The organism is Patiriisocius sp. Uisw_047, from assembly GCF_047730165.1.
GTDB lineage: Bacteria > Bacteroidota > Bacteroidia > Flavobacteriales > Flavobacteriaceae > Patiriisocius.
Window position 1 is genome coordinate 2,403,133 of record NZ_CP159834.1, and the last position, 18,912, is coordinate 2,422,044.

The window sequence follows — 18,912 nt, forward strand, 5'->3', positions numbered from 1 at the left end:
CAAAATTGTTTATAGTTTCCATGTACTTTATGGAATATCGCTAAAAAGAATAGAAGAGTTATATTAATTTTGTGTTTAACACCATAGCGTAAATTTTAAAATTTGTTAGAGAAAAGACAGCAATTACTCCAAGAACAACCTAGAGATGCAGATTATTTCATTTACTGTCTAGAAGCGGTTCATGATATAGAAACGGACGTCGTTACCGAAGCACAAAAAAGTCTAGAACAATTGACCGTGCAATATGGAGTAGCCAGTATTTATAAAACTTGCGACACCATTGAAGGACTAGAAGATAGCTTAAATGCATTAGTCTTGGATGATCATAATTTTAAAGACTATGAAGTCATCTACTTGGTGATAAAGGGCGAAGCAAATAGCATTTGTTTAAATGACTATTATTATAGTCTACAAGAAATTGCAGAAATTTTTGAAGGCAGATTACAAGGAAAAATGTTACACTTTTCAAATGCAAAAGTGCTAGATTTAGACCAAGAAGAAGCGCAATATTTTTTGGATATTACGGGCGCAAAAGGTATTTCTGGCTACGGTAATGCAAGTAATGGAATCACCAGCTCAAATCTTGATAAGGCATTCTTTAACTTATTTAAAGAAGATGATAATATGTTAGCTGTTGTAGAAGAGTTGCATCAAAGACATTATACTGCCTGTAAACTTCTTGATTTTAGGATGTATTATTAAACTACATTAGATTTCTTTTTATTTAAGCATCCACTGGATAATCAAATACTCAAAAATGTATTATAATTTATATTATGTAAAATAGAATTTTTCAACACCAGAGATACTTACAAACTTACACCCTTTAATACTTCCTATTAAAAAATTAAAATCACTCCTCAACATACACTTCCATCACGCCGTCATACTTTATAAAATTACGTTTGGCGCTATTGACATCTATGGTACAATTACCGCTGGCGTATAGTGTGATGTTAAATTCGTAGTGCTCTAGCTCGTGGCTGGCTTTAAATGAAATATGGGTGCTGCTTTTCTTTTGATTGTATGCGAGTTCATAATCTTCAACGGGACCGTTTAATATGATTCCGCTTGATCCTGTATTAGAGACTGCAAATTGCTGTGTGCCATAATAAGACATATCTGTTACGACCACTCCTTCGCTTATTCTTAAAAAATCACCCCGTCCCTGGAGGTTGATTCTATTGGCCGTATTTCCAGAACCTAAAAGAGTACTGTTCGCTATTTGGCTTAACTCGCTGGTTACAAACGGATGCGCTACCGTACATTTAACTTCAAAGGCAGGTTCGCTTAACCAAGTTTCATACGTATGATCTAGGTTTGACGTTTTTAAAGTTTCCGAAGTTTTACAACTTAGCAGAATCCCTATTAGGGCGATGAGTAGGTATTTCATAAGACATAATTTTACCTATTAATGAACAAAAAACGTGCTAGCTTTTGTTTTTTGACGTCACATTTGTGGTTCTCTTTCTGCTATTTATAAAGTACACTCCTATGAGCAAGACGCCTGCTGCGAGCATAGATTGTCCCGTAACGGATTCGTCTAAAAAGTACCAACCCAGCAATAAGGCCACTATAGGATTGATGTAAGATGCGGTTGTCACCTTTTCTGTGTCTACTACTTTGAGTAAATAGTTAAAAGAGGTGAACGCTCCAATGCTCCCAAAAAGAACCAAACACACTAAAGAAATAGAAACCTGACGCTCCCAGTATTGCGGTGCAAGCCACTCCTCGCCTATCAATACACTTGAGCCAAGTAATAAGACTGCCGCGATGCCCATCTGGTAGGCCGTAGAGACAAAATGATTTTTTGGAAAATCTGCTTTTGCCACAAATACGCTCCCTATACTCCAGGCAATTACGGCACTTAATGCCATTAAGATCCCGATAAGACTGCCTTCTTTGAGGCTTAGTTCTTTCTGGCTGATTAATAAAACCATCCCAATAATGCCTAGAATAATCCCCACAATCGTCAAAGGTTGCATTTTTCGCTTATGGATTACTGCAAGAATTATCACCACAAATAATGGGTTGAGCGACGAAACTAAGGATCCAAATCCGCTTTCTATATATTTAAGTGCCCAGACAAACATTCCGTTTCCGTAAGCTAAAAATAAGAAGCCCGCAAAGGAGCAGTTTATAAATTGGCGTTTTGTAACAGCCAGTGATGATCCCATCAATTTTGCAATGCTAAAGACGATCACAGCTCCTGTGAGCATTCTGATGCCAGAAATATAAAATGGCGCTAGTTGTGTGACGGCGATTTTATTCCACAAATAGGTACTTCCCCAGAAAACATAAATGGAGAAAAACGCAAGGATTATAAACACTAGATTTTTTTTCACCATACGAAGATACTTTATTTATCAATCGACAAATACATACTTTTCAGTTTACACGTTGATTATACATAGTAAATATGTTCTTTCTGGTCCTGGCACCAATGACGACCGTAACTGCCTTCTGCATCAAGTTCAGAATAACAGCTTTGTTTAACTGGTCACCGCCAAAATGCTAAACATTTATTAAATATTACTGACAAGCCACGTTATGGAATACAATTTGAGCCATATATAAGTGAATCTTAAAAACTTAGAATTATGAAAAGTAATAGTAAAAAAGCAGGATTAGCGGCATTGTTAGGTATTGGAGCTGGCGTATTTGCCTGGTGGAAATATAAAAATCTTTCGCCAGAAGAAAAAGCAAATGTAAAAGCGAAGATTGACAATACGGGCGCAAAAATTAAAGAGACGTACAATGATGTAGAAGATACCTTGTCTGAGAAATATACGCAGCTAAAAGATAAAATTAAAACAGAAGTAGCGCAAGTAAATAGCTAAGCTTTACTTATTGTTTGCTAAAAGCCCTTTCCATATTCTGGAGAGGGCTTTATTATTTAAATTGATTTAATAATAAATTTACAAGCAAGATATGAACGTAATTATATGCTCTTCAAAAAGGTGTCCAAGTCATTTTAAATAGTTGCACAGCAACTATAAAAATCGCAGAGAAGGAACTATTTTTGCAGCTTGAAAACCACAACAAAAAAGTCCCAAATAGAATTTATCGCCTTAATGGCCGCTTTGATGTCTGTCACTGCACTGTCTATTGATGCGCTGCTTCCTGCACTTGGAGTAATCGGTAAAGAGATTGGTACCGTGACGACTGCAGATAATCAGTTATTGGTTACGATGATCTTTGTAGGCTTGGGGATTGGTCCTTTGGTTTTTGGCCCTATGTCAGATGCCACAGGTAGAAAACCCTCTGTATATCTTGGCTTTGTCATTTTTATTATTGCCAGCTTAATCTGTGTGAGCGCAGAGAGTCTTGAGGTAATGATCCTGGGTCGTATTCTACAAGGTGTCGGGCTCGCTGCTCCTCGTACGATTTGTATTGCTATTATCCGTGACCTTTTTGAAGGTGATTATATGGCGCGTATTATGTCTTTTGTCACCGTAGTTTTTCTATTGATCCCTATTATTGCTCCGGCAATGGGAAAATTTGTATTAAATCATTATGACTGGAAAGGTATTTTTTATGTGCAGATCTTTATTAGTATTCTGGTCGCTGGCTGGTTTTGGTTGCGTCAAGTCGAGACGCTAAAACCGGAACATAAAATTCCGTTTTCGGTGCAGAGAATAAGCAATGGGTTTATTGAAACAGTACGACATAAGGAAACGATGGGTTATACGTTGATCTCAGGTTTTGTCGTGGGCTCATTCTTAGTGTATCTCAGTGCATCTCAGCAAATTTTTGAAATTCAATATGGTTTGGTGGAGCAGTTTCCCTACATTTTTGCTGGGCTGGCCATTGCTATTGGTGCTGCCATTTTCCTTAACGGAACTTTTGTTATTCGCTTCGGAATGAAAAAAATGGTCACTTTTGCTTTATATGGCTTCTTTGCAGTTTCTCTATTATATGTGATTATTTTTAATAGCAACCCTCACCCTCCTATTGCTATTTTGGTTGGCTTTTTTGCCCTTCAGTTTTTCTTTATTGGTTTTCTCTTCGGAAACGTGAGAGCCTTGGCAATGCAGCCCGTAGGTCATATTGCAGGAATAGCGGCCGCCATCACCGGTTTTATATCCACACTTATGGCGGTACCCATTAGTATCATCATTGGGCGATTTGTAGAATTTAGCACCTTACCCTTGTTTATTGGCTTTTCAGTATGCTCTTTTCTAGCCATCTGTATTTTATTCTATATAAATATATCAAACAAGAAAGTTTCAGAAGTTGTAGCATAAAAAAGTACCATAGATGTAATGCTTGATCTTTTATGAAACAATGCTTTTACAATGCCTTAGCTCCGGCGCTAGTCACGGCGTGATCATCAGCTACAGTTCTTCCGCTGGCTCCTGCGGCGTATATTACCTTTCCCTTTCCATCTTTGATTGGGATACCAACCGGAAACGAAATTAAGCCGTTATTTGAAGGTTTGATGCTTTATAAAGGCGTCCTGTTTGCGATAGCTTTCCTATTTTGTCAGCAGCCATATTAAAATAACGTGCGGTCTTTGTCTTTTTAATGGGTATATCTGCACTTCCTTACCTTGCGTCATCCTTGCGCACAAATACCACTGAATTTGCACCACCATCTAAGACACAAATGTTCATCTTCACGTCCATTTCTTTTGCCTTCGCTTTCGCTGCGTCTACTACTTTTTCTGCTTGTTCTAATGTAATATTCATAGGTCTAATTTATTTGGTTTGTGATTTCCGAGTAAACGGAAAACGCTAATGTATTAATGGCTACGTGTTATATTTTTAAATTATTAAGCTTCATAACAGACTTTTCGTTCACAAACTCCATGGTGGTACCAAAGCCTTCGTGTTCCCGTCCATCACCTGAATCCTTCTCCCCAACAAAAGGCATTTTGAGCTGCGCGCGTCCGAAGCTATTAATAGATCATTCTTATTCATTTTCAGTCAATACCCGCTCTTTTGAAAGTTTAACTTCTCTATTATCTGTTGGTTTTAAAATTTCATCCTTCTTTGTGGTGTTGAAGTTTATAGAACTATTATACTTCGATTGAAAGTCTGCGTGGCCTTTTTTATCTGAACTTCTGGGTATACTTTAACGCTGATTACTAGAGTCATAAAGATATGAGTTCCATTTGTTAAAATATGTCGTCTTTATATGAGGCAGTAGTTCACGTGTGTTAAGATTCCCGTATTGGACATAAAAAACTCCTCATTACCGAGGTTATGAGGAGTGTATAATTTAAATGATAAGAATTGTAATCTATTCAATCACAGTCCCATCCTTACGGAACTCAATATCCTTATTTTTCCCTTTCTGCTTAAACTCTACATCGTAAAATTCGCCTTTTGAAGCACTCATCACGTGTTCAACCTCAGAAATCTCATAAAGCGCATACGTTGTATTAATTTTATCCTGAATCACTTGTGGCAACTCACTTACTTTTATGCTATTCTCGGTCTCTACCCAACTACCATCTGCATTAAAATCTGCTCGGTACTTCTCCCCTTCCTCTTTAAAATGTCCTTCCCAATAGCCATGTGCATCCGTTTTAAACTTAGGTGCTTTTTCATTAGGATATTTTTTCTGAAACGATAGGACAACAGCCTCTGGGACACTGGCATTATCGGTGTTTTTTTTACTTACTGGCTCTTGACAACTCGTCGTGCTTATTGCCAGTATAAATGCCAACGTGCTTAAAAAGTATTTCATAATCCTTGTTCTTTTTTACAAATTTAGAGAATCATAAAGAGCTTCTGTGCAAATAAAATCCTAAAAGTTACTAAGGTCATTGTAAGTTTTAGCATTTATGAAGACTCAACATTCGTTTTTTCTCTATTTTTGATATAAATAAAAAAACTTAACTCATGAAAAAAAAATACCTGATTACTTTGTTGGCGGCGTTTTGCCTCATAAACACAATGCGAGCGCAAGTAAACAGATCTTACGATGGTAATGGTAATAATACTACCAATCCAGAATGGGGAGCTGCAGATACTCATTTTAGAACGTTTACTACTGTAGAATATTCAGATGGTATAAGTGAGCCAGGTGGATTAGATAGAGCAAACCCGCGTACCGTAAGTAATGCTTTGGGTAGTCAAGAAGAGTTTATGCCTAATGAACTTGACCTTAGTGATTTTATTTGGGGTTGGGGACAGTTTATTGACCATGACGTCAACCTAAACGATGATGCACCTTTAGAGCCTTTTGATATTGATATCCCTAGTTGTGATCCTATGTTCGATCCAATGTGTGAAGGTGATAGGAAAATGCGAATGTTTCGCTCTAAGAACGACCTAACTACAGGAACAAGCACGGCAGACCCAAGAAGACATATTAATGACGTTACTTCTTATATAGATGCTTCTACGGTCTATGGTAGTGATGAAACTCGTTCAGATTGGTTACGTTCTAATAGCGACGGAAAGCTTAAAGTTTCGACTGGAAATACACTTCCTTGGAATACGGTTGATGGAGAATTTGATAGTGCAATAGATCCTACTGCTCCATTTATGGTACTTGATGGACCCGATGTACCAGTAAAGTTTTTTGTAGGTGGTGATATTAGAATAAACGAACAACCAGGCTTAATCTGTTTCCATACAGTAATGGTTAGAGAACACAATAGACAATGTGACCTTATAGTTGCAGATAACCCAGGCTGGACAGGTGAAGAAGTATACCAAAGAGCTCGTAAAATTGTGAGTGGTTTAGTACAGGCAGTAACCTACGAGGAGTTTTTACCTAAGCTTGGGGTTTCCCTACCGGCTTTCTCTGCGTATAATCCTTCGCTAGATGCAAGTATCATTAACGTATTTTCTGCGGCTGGATATCGTTTTGGGCATACCATGGTAAACGGACGATTAATTAGAATTGAAGAAAATGGAGATGACTTTGAGTTTGGTGCAATAGACTTAAGAGATGGTTTTTTCAACCCTGAAATTATAAAAGATGAAGGTGGAATTTCACCTTTTTTCAGAGGCTTAGCTGCTCAAAAGCATCAATTTGTAGATCCATTAATAATGAACGACATTAGAAACTTCCTTTTTGGCCCTCCTGGTGCAGGCGGAATAGATTTACTTTCAATAAACATAGCAAGAGCAAGAGAACGTGGTGTTTCAGATTATAATACCATTAGACAAGAAATAGGACTATCTGCTATTACTTCATTAACAGAGCTTACGAGTGATCCAGAATTACAGTCTAAACTAGCAACAGTGTACACAGATGTTAATGATATCGATCCTTGGATTGGTTTTATGAGTGAAGACCATTTAGACAAAGCTATTATTGGCGAAGGACTTAATGCCTTGTTTGTAATGCAATTTGGTGCACTTAGAGATGGAGATCGTTACTATTACGAGAATGATCCTGCCTTTACTGAGGATGAAATAGAAGAAATAAAAAACACAAAACTTTCAGAAATACTTTTAAGAAACACAGATATCGAAGTATTACAAGAGGATGTTTTTACTGCGGTACCTAGAGATGAATTGGCAGTTGAATTTTATCCTTTTTCTGGTGTGATGAATATGCAATTAAAGGCGTATCCTAACCCAGTTCAAAAATACTTTAACATCCAGATAGAAGCTAGAAGACCCTCTACTGCCACCTTAAATATCTACGATGCAAGCGGGGTAACGGTTCAACAGCGTGCAATAAACATTATGCCAGGAGTTACAGATCACGCCTTTGAGTTAAGTGATTCGCTAGCTAATGGGCTTTATGTAATCACACTAGTTTCTGACGCTGGTTCAGGACAATTGAAAATTATTAAATCTAAGTAAGATATAAATAATTTGACATTCGTCGGAAAGTATCATGGCTTTACCAAAGAGATAAGGCCATGTTACTTTTGTAGACTTTTTGTAATGAGATCTATCGCGGCAAATTCAGAAAATTTCCGAAGCAATACAGTTAGTTTTGGATGAATAAACTGTTTGCAAAAAGGCTTTTGAGGATTCTTATAATAGTACTCTGTAATCTGTTCTCTAGATGGTTTAAAGGTCGTAAATGGAAGTGTCTTTGTGACCAATGGTTTTTTAAATTCAGATTGAAGCTGCTTTAATATTGCTCTTAGCTCGGTGTGTTGTATTTCTGAAAAGAAATAAACAGCAGAACGATATTTATCCCTAAAACTATGATTAGCAGTGCTTTTATGCGTGTGCAAATGAATATTTATTAGGACTGACAATGGGAGCGTTTCTGGATTAAAATGTACAATCACTGCTTCACTAAAACTAGCAGCATCACCGTCTGAGGCTACATACCCTTGTTCCACTTGCTTCACTCCTATCAATGACTGAAACACCGCTTCTGTGCACCAATGACAACCTCCGCCTACTGCAATTTTAATAAGCTTACTTGTCATAAATGGCAATGCTTTAAAAAATGAATGACCTTCTCTTCTGGCATTTCACAGGGTTTTAAAATTTCATTTGTAGTTGTGATATAATAGTTAAGACTTATAAAATGTGTGCCGCCATGTTCTTCTGCGTACAATTTAATGCTCTTACCACCATTGAAGTCGCTTCGAGTAACACCATACTTCTTTCCCTTATACAAAGCTTCTGTAAAGCCAATAGGAAATTGTTGAAGGTGTGCTAAAATCGAAGCCATGCTTTTAGGTAGTTTTCAGATTGGTGAAATTTCAGAAAAAATAAAAATACGTAGTTATAGTATTTTCTCAAAACAAAAGCTCTGCGCTATGCCTTTATATTGGCCATAATTAGGAGTACGTTGATAGCCGCACTTTTTATACAATGCAATTGCCGCGTGTTGATTGATTCCTGTTTCCAGGACACATCGTGTGGCTCCTAATTCTTGTGCCCAAAATTCAAGATTCTTGAGAATCACAACTGCGTAGGCATTGCCTCTTTGAGTGTCTATGGTGAACATTCTTTTTATTTCGAAGGCTTCTGCTTCAAAAAGTTTTATAGCGCCACAGCACACAGGAATAGCATCCTCGTAGCCTATAAGCGTATGTTTAATAGAAGTTAGTTTATTAAATTTATCGTAAAAAGCGTGGTCTTCCCCATCAGATATGGCGAGGTTTTGATCTAATAGTTTTACTAATACAATAAAATCTGGATGATCAGGAGAAACACGTACTACCCGCATCATCTCTTATTACGTCTGTTGTAATTCTTGTCCCCTTTCGTCTTGGGTTTTTTGTATTTCGCTTTGATGATATACTGGTAAGAGCCTCCTTGATTTGTTTTAGAATTTTTCTCACTCTTCTCGTGAAAGCTAGGTCCAGGAACGTGTTCATCACTTACTTTATGAGGATTATTAGGTTCATTAATTTGCGGTTGTTCTTCTGGTAAGAGCTGTTTAGCAGTTTCTACTTCATTAGGGATTGTCAATAGAGGAATTTTATAATCCATTAAAGCCTCTATATTTTCTTTAGCCTGAGCTTCTTTCTCTGTAGAGAATAAAATAGAATTTCCTTGCGCTTCTGCTCTACCTGTTCTACCTATACGGTGCATATAGTTTTCTGCATACCGCGGAACATCTATATTTACTACGTGTGATATACGATCAAGATCTAAACCACGAGACATTACATCTGTAGATATCAAAATTCTATTCTTACCAGTATTAAAATTTTCGATAGACCGTAAACGATAATTTTGTGTCTTGTTGCTATGTATTACTGAAGCTTGACTCGGGTAGAAATCATCCACTACTTGAAACAAAGTGTCTGCTTGGCGTTTGTTGGGTACAAACACTAAGACCTTTGTAAATACATCTTCTTCTTGTAAGAGGTGATTTAAAAGATTTGCCTTTGTATAAAAATTCGGCACTTCAAAAGATTGTTGCTCAATATTATCTAAAGGGGTACCACTAACGGCAACAGATATTTTTTCTGGGTTTTTAAAAAAGTCATCAATTAAAACATCTACATCGTCTGTCATCGTAGCAGAAAAAAGAATATTCTGTCTCTTTTCTGGAAGGAGTTCAAAGATATTTGTAATCTGAAAACGGAAGCCCAAATCGAGCATCACATCTACTTCATCAATAATTAATTTTTTAACGTTTTTTAAACTTACGGCTCTGCTTAACGCTAAGTCATACAATCGTCCTGGGGTAGCAACCACAATATCACAGCCTTGAGAAACGGCATCTTTGTGGGTGTTTATATTCACACCTCCATACACTCCAGTAACTCTCACAGAAAGATACTTCCCTATTTTTTCTATTTCTTCTACAACTTGAACTACAAGTTCACGCGTAGGTACAAGTACCAATACTCTTGGGTTTATCTCTCTAGAATACTTCATGGTTTCTAAAACCGGAAGCATGTAGGCAAACGTTTTACCCGTTCCCGTCTGTGCGATACCTACCATATCTTTTCCTGCTTTTATAACAGAAAATGATTGTTCTTGAATAGGTGTTGGCGCTGTAATTCCTAGATCGTCAATCCCAAATTGGAGTTGTTTTCCTAGTTTTAAATCTGCAAAAGTGGTCATACCCTTAAAATTTCCGCAAAGGTACAAGAACTATTATTCTTAGGATATGTAATCTTCATTTACATAAAGCGATATATTTAAGATATAACCGCTTATAAAATAATCTCTAGCGTATTAGAATTCCTCTATTTAAAGAAGTTGAGACAGTAAAGATTAATTACCTAAGCCCTATTATATTTTATATTACTGAAAGTTGCGAGACCATAGTTTCGACTATTGCCTCCCTATATAGGCCTCCTTATAAGTCTAAGGCAAAGTATTTTACTGTACAGGTAGACTAGATGCGATAAGCCGTGCGATAGGAAAGCTTAAAGAACCGCTACACGCAGCTATTGAATCTCTTAATGAGCTATTAAGTAAGTTATAAGATTTTATTCTTCTTCTGAAGGCGCATATCCGTGAATGTCTTCAAACATCATGTCAAAATTCTCACGCAAGTAAGAACGTAACTTCAAGCGATAGTCGTTTTTAAGCCATGTTAAGAAGTTGTAAGTACTTTTGCTAATACACTTTGAGTATCGTTCTATTCTAAAGTCAATATCATCACCAAGCATTTTTGCCAAGCCAAGCGCATCAAAGATGTCTTCGCTATTCTCAATACAGATAGTGGCGTGCTGATGGATGGATCTTTCTAGAATTACTTTTGAAGTCTCTCCAGATTTTACAGAAGCTGTATATGCTTTCTTAATATCGAACGAAACATCTTCTGTTTTTGCAAATTCTGCTCTAAGTGCTTCTGGCATTTCATATCTGAAATAACTCTCTATTTCATTATCATCGAGGAGATTCTCCAGATAAAAATTAGGCGACCTAAAAATAGCTTGCCAATCTAGATCTGCTCCCCAAGGTCCAAAACGATGAAAGTTGTTCCCTAAGTCAATCACATCAAACGTACTTTTACTATTTAAAATACGCGATCCACGACCTATCATTTGATAATATAAGGTCAAGGACTTAGTAGCACGATTTAATATAATAGAACCTACCGTTGGCTCATCAAATCCTGTGGTTAAAATACTAACAGACGTTAAGATGGCGTCTGGAGTTTCTTTAAACCATTTTAAAATAAATTTACGCTGTTTTTTTGTAGCCGTATTATCTAAGTGCATAATAGGATAACCAGCATGTCTAAAGGCATCATAGACATATAATGAAGTGTTAATTCCATTATTAAAGATTAATGTCTTTTTACCCTTACTTCGTTCTTCATATGCCTGCATTAATTTGCTCAGCATATCTGTTGTTGTATATAAATCTTCAGAAGACTTTACGGTGTAATCGCCGTTAGCTCCAACTTCAAGTGACGTTAAACCTACATTATAAGAATACGTTTGTGCTTGTGCTAAGAATTCGTTTTCAATAAGAGATTCAATAGTTTCTCCTACAATAAGCTCATCATAGTTATCATTCATTGGGAGCTTGATGTTCGAACTCAATGGTGTAGCGGTAACCCCTAAAATAAAAGATTTTTCAAAAAATTTAAAAAGCTTTGTAAATGAGTTGTAGTGGGCCTCATCAATAATAACTAGGCCGACATCAGAAATGTCTAGTTGCTCATCATTCAAACGGTTATTAAGCGTCTCTACCATCGCTACAAAACAACTAAAATCTTGTTGGTCTTCAAGATTTGCAGTACTATTTACCACTTTATTGACCACACCAAACTCAGTCAACATTCCAGAAGTCTGTTTACAAAGCTCGATACGGTGCGTCATCACCAGTACTTTCTTTTTATGGTTTTTCAGGTATTGACGGACTATTTCAGAAAAAATAACGGTCTTACCACCACCTGTAGGCAATTGATATAGCAAATGATAATCCTGCTTCTCGTCATCAAAGAGTTTGAATATTCGATCAATCGCTCCTTTTTGATAGCTGTAAAGCTCCTTATCACTGCGTTTGTCTAATATAGAATTATCAATCGTTTTCATATTCTGGGGCTAAAATAAGGCTGCAAATATACAACGAATTAAAGGTTATGTAATCACATGTTCACATTTAATAATTAGTGGGTGCAATTATTAAATCCGAAATATTATTTGAACCTACCTTGGGCACAAAGTTTGTATTTTTGACATCTATTAATAACCAATGTCCAAGCACCTACATTTTAAAGTATACAAACCTTTTGGCTATCTCAGTCAGTTTATGACAAACGATAGGCACGCTAAAAACAAAAATTTTTTAGGAAGTCTTGGTGATTTCCCTGAAGGAATCATGGCCATTGGACGTTTAGACGAAAGCTCTGAAGGTTTACTCCTACTTACAACTGATGGCGCCTATAGTTACCATGTAAATAATAATACTATAGAAAAGGAATACTATGCCCTTGTAGATGGCGTCGTGAATCAAAGCCATATCGATCTCCTTAAGACGGGACTAGAAATTAGTATTAATGGAGTACTTTTTCAAACAAAACCTTGCAAAGCTAGCATCATCACAGCCCCTCTTCTTCCAGCTACGCGACAAAGAATACGAGATGATCGCCACGGTCCTAGTTCGTGGGTTTCCATCACTTTAACCGAGGGGAAATTTAGGCAAGTCCGTAAAATGACAGCCGCTGTTGGTCTGCCTACATTACGTTTGATTAGGGTTCGTATAGGAGATTTTAAGATAGACGCTATGCAACCGGGCGATACACTGCCCATCAAAACATAAAAAACCCCGAGCCAAAGCTCAGGGTTATAATTGGCTGCCATTAGGAAGGCAGTGTATTCGTATTTGTTTCGTTAATTATTCGGATCGAGAATCCTTTTAATACGTTCATTTAAGTCTTCTAAGTGATATGTACTCATTGTGTCATTAGTTCTTCTTGCTGCTGAAGCAGTAAGCGTCTGTAGTTTTTTAAGCTCTGCTCTCGCTACAGAACGAATGTCACTCTGACTCACATTTACACGCGTACCTCTTGAATTTTCTTGATCCTCAGTCATTAAATATTCCATTCTATCCACATAAGCTCTTTGAAGATTTCTTCTGTAGGTATCGATACTATTTCGGTTGTTCAGTTCAGAAAAGATGCCAGCACGAAGATCATCCATCATATTTAATAATGAATAACTTTGATCTCCATTAACCGCTTCATTCTCACTCATACGCGCCATTCTACCGAAGTCTAACAAGTTGTTCAAGGTCCGTACTTGTGTCCTTCTTAAGTTATTTACGCTGCCATCAAACTGAATCTTGTTGAAAATGTTTTGATCTAAAAGCCAACTTGGTGTAGCGAATAATTGTTCATTGATAAATAATAGACTCTCTTTTTGTCTATTCTTATCAACTGCTGTATATACCGCTCCATCTTGATCATAGGTTTTATAGTACTCATATACGCCACCAACATTTGATGAAACATGTCCCATATATCTATTAAACTGTCCAACTACTTGTCCATACATAGTATCTAGATCGTCATAGTTCTTGCCATCTTCTGCCGTGTACTCTATCAATTTAGGAACAATGAGTTTAAGATTCATTATTCCGTATCTACTTGCCTTAACGGCATCATCACCTAAATCTTCTGTTTGTGAACTAGGATCTATAACACCGCGTTGTTGTCTCCCAAAACGATACATAGGGTCGCCAGCATGTTCTAAAATCCATTGATCTAAAGTTTCTTTTTCATCTACAGCACTTTTGTCAAGAATGGCTCTATACCCCCAGTTAATTGAATATTTATCATAGATCCCAATGTTAGGCATTAAGGCTACGTCCCCATCTCCTGGCTGTGCTATATAATTAAAACGAGCATAATCCATAATAGAAGGTGCTGTTCCATATTTTGCAGTAAATACGGGATCACGTAAAGAGTCTACAGGATAGGCAACTGAACTCCCCATATTATGCGGTAATCCTAACGTATGACCTACTTCGTGAGAAGATACAAAACGAACCAAGCGTCCCATGATCTCATCTTTAAACTTAACGCCTCTTGCTTCTGGATTGATTGCAGCAGTTTGCACGAAATACCAGTTGCGTAATAAGGTCATCACATTGTGATACCAGTTAATATCAGATTCTAAAATCTCTCCTGTTCGCGGGTCACTTACGTGTGGCCCATTTGCATTAGGAATAGGCGATGCTAAATAGCGCACCACAGAATAACGAACATCTTCTGGAGACCATTCTGGGTCTTCTTCTATCGTTGGCGGCTCTTTAGCAATAATAGCATTCTTAAACCCAGCAGCTTCAAATGCTACCTGCCAGTCTTCTATACCTTGTTTTATGTATTTTTTCCATTGCTCTGGGGTTGCTCGGTCTACGTAGTATATAATTTGTTTTTTAGGCTCTACCAATTCTCCACGCAGATAAGCTGCACGATCTTCTGGCTTTACTTCTAATCTCCATCTGTCTAAATACCGTACAGTTTTACTTTCTTGAGCATCCAGACCATAATCTGTTTGACCTCTACTAAACCATCCAACCCGCTCGTCAAAATAACGACGCTTCATAGGAGTTTCTGGTAATAGGATCATAGACGTATTCATCTCTACCGTTATTGATGCTAAGGATCCATTACTTGGTGGCTCTTTTGCATTATAGGTTTTTACGTGTCTTGACTCAAGGTTTTCTGGATAACTTTTAATTGTTTCGATATAAGACCTATCTCTATCAACGCTAGAAACCTTGTACTCTTCTCTGTAATAAGATGGAATTCCCAATGCTTTTACATCATCTTCAAAAAGCTCATTAACTTTAATGACAGTAGCCGTAGCGTCTTTACTTATTGTTTCTATATCAAATGCGTATAAGATAGGCGCAAAATTAGAATTCTTTACAGCTTCATGAATAGGTAATGAATCTGCTGCAAATACTTGATGTGAAATTACACGAAGTAATACTTGGTCATCCTTACGATCCCAGCGCAATACTTGTGTATTTGCTTTTCCACCACCAAAACCTAAATTAGATGCTGTCTTTGCAATACGAGATACCATAAGCATCTCTTTATTAAATAAACTATCTGGAATTTCGTAATAGTAATCCTTCTTAACTTTATGAACTGTAAAAAGACCTGAGTCAGATATTGCATCTTTTGTTATGATTTCATCATAATCCTTCATTGCGTCTTTGTCCTTTTCTTTAGAGGCTTCAACGTCATCTTTTTCTTCCTTTTTTATCCCTTTCTGAGAAGAACACGCGGCAATTATAAAAAATACGGCGAGCATAGAGAGTAATTTGTACTTCATATTATGTAGGTAATTGATTTAAATCTCGAAAATAATCAAATTAGAGTCGTAATTAATTTATGAAATGTTAAAACAAAAAAAAATCAATCTCTTTAAAGATTAGGGGCCACGTTTTTATTAAGAAAGTGAATATCTAATCTGGCAAAATGCTCATCAAGAAAGACCAACCTTCTTTTAAGCCAAGTAATCATAAACAAATGATTGTGATCGCCGTGTTCTTGCGTCCAGATCATTGATTCTCTTTTAAAGATATATTGCGTATTAAATTTTGTAACAGGTTTATCTATCGAACCAAACAATGCTTCATCACTAAAATCGTTTTGTCCCAATTATTGCCACCTTTCTAAAACGCGTTGTCCAAAGTTGGAAGGGTTCTCTTCTCTTGAAATTTCAGAAATAGATTCATCTAAAGTGAAAGAATTACCAAATATAAATTCTGACCATTCTACAGTTTTTGCTATTTCCGAAGTATTCCAGACAATGAGGTTGCTTGTAGAAGCAACGACATGGCTATTAGGAAAGGGCTATTCTAATAAATTTGTCTGGCAAGAGGCCGTAAAAAAAGGTTAATGTAAATAGGCTAAGAAAAAAGCTTACTCGCTGGAGATAAAGCTTCGTGATCATACTCATTCTAATCTTTTACAATAATAAAGGTCGCCCTGTAGCCGGTAAGTAAGTTCCATTCTTTAGCAGAGATGAGCTTTCCAGTATCATCGTAGATATGGAGCTCTGCCGTGTTAGGACCTGACTCTCCTTGGTTTAAGGCAATAAACTCTATTTTATTGGGCCCTTTTTGCAAAGGTAGATCAAAACCCTGAAAACTACCATAGAGACTTACATTTGCTCTTACAATGTCTTCATTTACAAGCACCATAATACGATCTCCATCTACTGCTTCGTGATCTCGATACACCACATTGACAAGCGATCTGGAGACACTCACTTCTCCCAGGTCTTGATCCCGCGCATATTTATCTGAGACTTGTTTCTCCGCGGTAAAATACTTAGGGGCCTTATCCGTTTTATAATCTAAAAGCCCATCCCCTTTTGTAATGTCTAGAGGTTTTGGATCTAAGTTGCCTAAATTTTTCATATCGAACTTAGGGTCTTTCTCTTTAGATAATGTAGGAAGGTTAATTTTAGGTAATTCAAATCCGGTCTTTGAAGCCTTAGGGTCTGGTTTCGGCACGTCTGGATCTGCTTCAATTTTGATCACACGATTAGGTCGCTCTATTTGTGAATATAAAGCGCTGGTGCTAAACAAAAGCAAGAAGATTAAAAGGTGTCTCATTTCAGAAATAATTCTACGAAGATTAAGCAAATATCGAACCAAACTCAATATTACATGAAAAAGACACGTTAGTACCCAAAACGTTTCAAAAATACGCTATAACTTGAATTAATTCAATAAATATATGTTAACAAATTTGGAAATGTCATTTCTACGACTTATCATGCGGGCATAAATAAAACAACATCATATGAGACAACTTAAAATTACCAAGCAAGTAACCAATAGAGAGACTAAATCCCTAAATAGTTATTTGCAAGATGTAAGTAAAATTGATATGATTACTGCCGAAGAAGAGGTGGAATTAGCACAGCGTATTAGAGAAGGCGACAAAGGAGCGCTTGACAAATTAACAAGAGCTAATTTACGTTTTGTGATTTCGGTTGCTAAGCAATATCAAAACCAGGGATTAAGTCTTCCAGATTTAATCAATGAAGGAAACGTTGGGCTTGTAAAAGCTGCAAAGCGTTTTGATGAAACACGTGGTTTTAAATTTATATCTTATGCTGTTTGGTGGATTAGACAATCTATACTGCAAGCAATCGCTGAGCAATCTAGAATTGTAAGATTACCATTAAACAAAATTGGTGATATTAATAAAGTAAAAAAAGCGAGCATTCACTTGCAGCAAGTTTATGAGCGTATCCCTACTGCTCAAGAAATTGCAAATGAGTTAGATATTACTGTTGCCAGTGTAAAATCTTCTATGAAAAACAGTAACCGTAGTATTTCTATGGATGCACCTTTTCAAGAAGGTGAGAATGATAACAACTTATATGACGTTATTAGTTCTGGTGAATCTCCTAATCCAGATAATGGATTAATGCAAGAGTCTCTTAAGACTGAGATTGACAGAGCGCTTGACACCTTATCTCAACGTGAGGCAGATGTAGTAAAGTTAAACTTTGGTCTTTCTGGAAACCCAGTAATGACCTTACAAGAAATAGGCGACACCTTTGATTTATCTAGAGAGCGTGTACGTCAAATACGTGAGAAAGCAATTAGAAGATTGCGTCACGAATCTAAGAGTCACATCTTAATGAAGTATTTAGGATAATTTAATTCCTAAAATAGATACCTAAAACGGAAGCTGTAAAAAGCTTCCGTTTTTTTTGTGAATTCTCTAAAATTATTATTTTAGGCCACCCTGTATCATTACAAAATAAAACAATCTCAATGCAAAACACTACAATAGAAAGGAACAACGAAGCCACAGCGCTCACACAATACAATATAATAAATGTCTAGATTAATGAGTTGGAGGTTTCGTGGGTCTCACTTCTATTTTACTTGGTAAGGTTCTAGGATTCATTTTTAAAAGATCTACAACGAGCTCCCCTATATCTTCACTCTGTATTTTCCAAGCTCCCATATCGCTAGGCTCATTACCATTAAAATGAGTAGAAACACTTCCTGGCATTATCGTACTTACTTTAATATCACTTTGTCTCACATCTAGCATAGCTGCTTGTGTAAATCCTGTAACTCCAAATTTACTCGCATTATAAGCAGTACCTCCTGCAAAGAAGTTGGTTCCTGCCAAACTTGAAATTGAAATATAATACCCTTTGGTCTTTTTTAATGCATTGAGTGCTGCTTTAAAACTATAAAAAGCCCCTGTTAAATTTGTATCAATGACCTCATTCCATTGTTCAATAGTGATATCTTCTATGTTCCCAAAATGCCCTAATCCAGCATTTGCTACCATCACATTTACACCACCAAAGGCTGCAACTGTTTTTGCAATTGCTGTAACTTGTTCTTCATAATAACGAACATCTGCAGCAACTCCCATAGCTTTACCCGCATTGGATTCTTCATCATTTAATTTCTTTGCTGCATCATCTGCACTTTCTTGAGTACGACTCGTGATAACCACATTCATACCATTTGCTAACAGTTTTTGGGCAATACCATAGCCTATCCCTTTTGATCCTCCCGTAATGAAGGCTGTTTTATTTTTTAATTTATTCATAAGTAA

At 36.8% G+C, this 18,912-nt stretch carries 20 protein-coding genes; 7 read left to right on the top strand and 13 right to left on the bottom strand.

Annotated elements, in window-relative coordinates:
* Window positions 1–102: 102 nt before the first annotated feature.
* Entirely contained in the window at window positions 103–702 is a 600-nt protein-coding gene (locus ABXT71_RS10420) for a DUF6642 family protein (RefSeq protein WP_415371254.1), read from the top strand.
* 151 nt (window positions 703–853) lie between these two features.
* On the opposite strand, the gene ABXT71_RS10425 is transcribed toward ABXT71_RS10420, so the two are convergent.
* Together ABXT71_RS10425 and ABXT71_RS10430 are read right to left on the bottom strand one after the other, a co-directional pair.
* On the bottom strand, window positions 854–1,393 hold the full coding sequence (locus ABXT71_RS10425) for a DUF4251 domain-containing protein (protein WP_415371255.1): 540 nt from the start codon (window positions 1,391–1,393) through the stop codon (window positions 854–856).
* Between the two features lie 37 nt (window positions 1,394–1,430).
* Window positions 1,431–2,348 carry an EamA family transporter gene (locus tag ABXT71_RS10430; RefSeq protein WP_415371256.1) on the bottom strand — a complete coding sequence of 306 codons (918 nt, stop codon included), beginning with the start codon at window positions 2,346–2,348 and terminating at the stop codon, window positions 1,431–1,433.
* A gap of 252 nt (window positions 2,349–2,600) precedes the next feature.
* Between ABXT71_RS10430 and ABXT71_RS10435 the strand changes: the two genes are divergently transcribed.
* Window positions 2,601–2,840 (top strand): YtxH domain-containing protein, encoded by a 240-nt coding sequence (locus tag ABXT71_RS10435; protein ID WP_415371257.1) that lies wholly within the window; start codon window positions 2,601–2,603, stop codon window positions 2,838–2,840.
* Window positions 2,841–3,029: 189 nt separating this feature from the next.
* The gene (locus tag ABXT71_RS10440; protein WP_415371258.1) at window positions 3,030–4,247 is read left to right on the top strand and encodes a multidrug effflux MFS transporter; all 1,218 of its coding nucleotides are present in this window, start codon (window positions 3,030–3,032) and stop codon (window positions 4,245–4,247) included.
* Between the two features lie 300 nt (window positions 4,248–4,547).
* Here the strand turns inward: ABXT71_RS10440 and ABXT71_RS10445 are convergent, their stop codons facing one another.
* Complete coding sequence (locus tag ABXT71_RS10445) at window positions 4,548–4,691, bottom strand: heme-binding protein (protein ID WP_415371259.1); 144 nt, start codon at window positions 4,689–4,691, stop codon at window positions 4,548–4,550.
* A 553-nt stretch (window positions 4,692–5,244) separates the two neighbouring features.
* A complete protein-coding gene (locus tag ABXT71_RS10450) occupies window positions 5,245–5,694 on the bottom strand; it encodes a PepSY-like domain-containing protein (protein WP_415371260.1) in 450 nt (149 codons plus the stop codon).
* Window positions 5,695–5,849: 155 nt separating this feature from the next.
* On the opposite strand from ABXT71_RS10450, the gene ABXT71_RS10455 reads away from it, so the two are divergent.
* Window positions 5,850–7,772, top strand: coding sequence for a peroxidase family protein (locus ABXT71_RS10455; protein WP_415371261.1), 1,923 nt, complete (start codon window positions 5,850–5,852; stop codon window positions 7,770–7,772).
* A gap of 62 nt (window positions 7,773–7,834) precedes the next feature.
* Here the strand turns inward: ABXT71_RS10455 and ABXT71_RS10460 are convergent, their stop codons facing one another.
* From ABXT71_RS10460 to ABXT71_RS10480, 5 genes are all read right to left on the bottom strand, one after another.
* The gene (locus tag ABXT71_RS10460; protein WP_415371262.1) at window positions 7,835–8,356 is read right to left on the bottom strand and encodes a peptide-methionine (S)-S-oxide reductase; all 522 of its coding nucleotides are present in this window, start codon (window positions 8,354–8,356) and stop codon (window positions 7,835–7,837) included.
* Window positions 8,353–8,604, bottom strand: coding sequence for a peptide methionine sulfoxide reductase (locus ABXT71_RS10465; RefSeq protein WP_415371263.1), 252 nt, complete (start codon window positions 8,602–8,604; stop codon window positions 8,353–8,355). Before ABXT71_RS10465 ends, ABXT71_RS10460 begins: the two co-directional genes overlap by 4 nt.
* Window positions 8,605–8,658: 54 nt before the next feature.
* On the bottom strand, window positions 8,659–9,108 hold the full coding sequence (locus ABXT71_RS10470) for a GNAT family N-acetyltransferase (RefSeq protein ID WP_415371264.1): 450 nt from the start codon (window positions 9,106–9,108) through the stop codon (window positions 8,659–8,661).
* On the bottom strand, window positions 9,105–10,457 hold the full coding sequence (locus ABXT71_RS10475) for a DEAD/DEAH box helicase (protein WP_415371265.1): 1,353 nt from the start codon (window positions 10,455–10,457) through the stop codon (window positions 9,105–9,107). Before ABXT71_RS10475 ends, ABXT71_RS10470 begins: the two co-directional genes overlap by 4 nt.
* Window positions 10,458–10,828: 371 nt before the next feature.
* Window positions 10,829–12,388, bottom strand: coding sequence for a DEAD/DEAH box helicase (locus ABXT71_RS10480; RefSeq protein WP_415371266.1), 1,560 nt, complete (start codon window positions 12,386–12,388; stop codon window positions 10,829–10,831).
* Window positions 12,389–12,548: 160 nt separating this feature from the next.
* Here ABXT71_RS10480 and ABXT71_RS10485 point away from each other — a divergent pair, with 160 nt between their 5' ends.
* Window positions 12,549–13,115 carry a pseudouridine synthase gene (locus ABXT71_RS10485; RefSeq protein ID WP_415371267.1) on the top strand — a complete coding sequence of 189 codons (567 nt, stop codon included), beginning with the start codon at window positions 12,549–12,551 and terminating at the stop codon, window positions 13,113–13,115.
* 71 nt (window positions 13,116–13,186) lie between these two features.
* Here the strand turns inward: ABXT71_RS10485 and ABXT71_RS10490 are convergent, their stop codons facing one another.
* Complete coding sequence (locus ABXT71_RS10490) at window positions 13,187–15,640, bottom strand: zinc-dependent metalloprotease (RefSeq protein ID WP_415371268.1); 2,454 nt, start codon at window positions 15,638–15,640, stop codon at window positions 13,187–13,189.
* A gap of 92 nt (window positions 15,641–15,732) precedes the next feature.
* The gene (locus tag ABXT71_RS10495; RefSeq protein WP_415371269.1) at window positions 15,733–15,969 is read right to left on the bottom strand and encodes a hypothetical protein; all 237 of its coding nucleotides are present in this window, start codon (window positions 15,967–15,969) and stop codon (window positions 15,733–15,735) included.
* Window positions 15,970–16,003: 34 nt separating this feature from the next.
* On the opposite strand from ABXT71_RS10495, the gene ABXT71_RS10500 reads away from it, so the two are divergent.
* On the top strand, window positions 16,004–16,210 hold the full coding sequence (locus ABXT71_RS10500) for a hypothetical protein (RefSeq protein WP_415371270.1): 207 nt from the start codon (window positions 16,004–16,006) through the stop codon (window positions 16,208–16,210).
* A gap of 61 nt (window positions 16,211–16,271) precedes the next feature.
* Here the strand turns inward: ABXT71_RS10500 and ABXT71_RS10505 are convergent, their stop codons facing one another.
* Window positions 16,272–16,931 (bottom strand): hypothetical protein, encoded by a 660-nt coding sequence (locus ABXT71_RS10505; protein WP_415371271.1) that lies wholly within the window; start codon window positions 16,929–16,931, stop codon window positions 16,272–16,274.
* Window positions 16,932–17,121: 190 nt separating this feature from the next.
* Here ABXT71_RS10505 and ABXT71_RS10510 point away from each other — a divergent pair, with 190 nt between their 5' ends.
* A complete protein-coding gene (locus tag ABXT71_RS10510; RefSeq protein WP_415371272.1) occupies window positions 17,122–17,988 on the top strand; it encodes an RNA polymerase sigma factor RpoD/SigA in 867 nt (288 codons plus the stop codon).
* Between the two features lie 192 nt (window positions 17,989–18,180).
* Here ABXT71_RS10510 and ABXT71_RS10515 read toward each other — a convergent pair whose 3' ends face one another.
* Window positions 18,181–18,906, bottom strand: a complete 726-nt coding sequence (locus ABXT71_RS10515) for an SDR family oxidoreductase (protein WP_415371273.1) — start codon at window positions 18,904–18,906, stop codon at window positions 18,181–18,183.
* Window positions 18,907–18,912 lie beyond the last annotated feature (6 nt).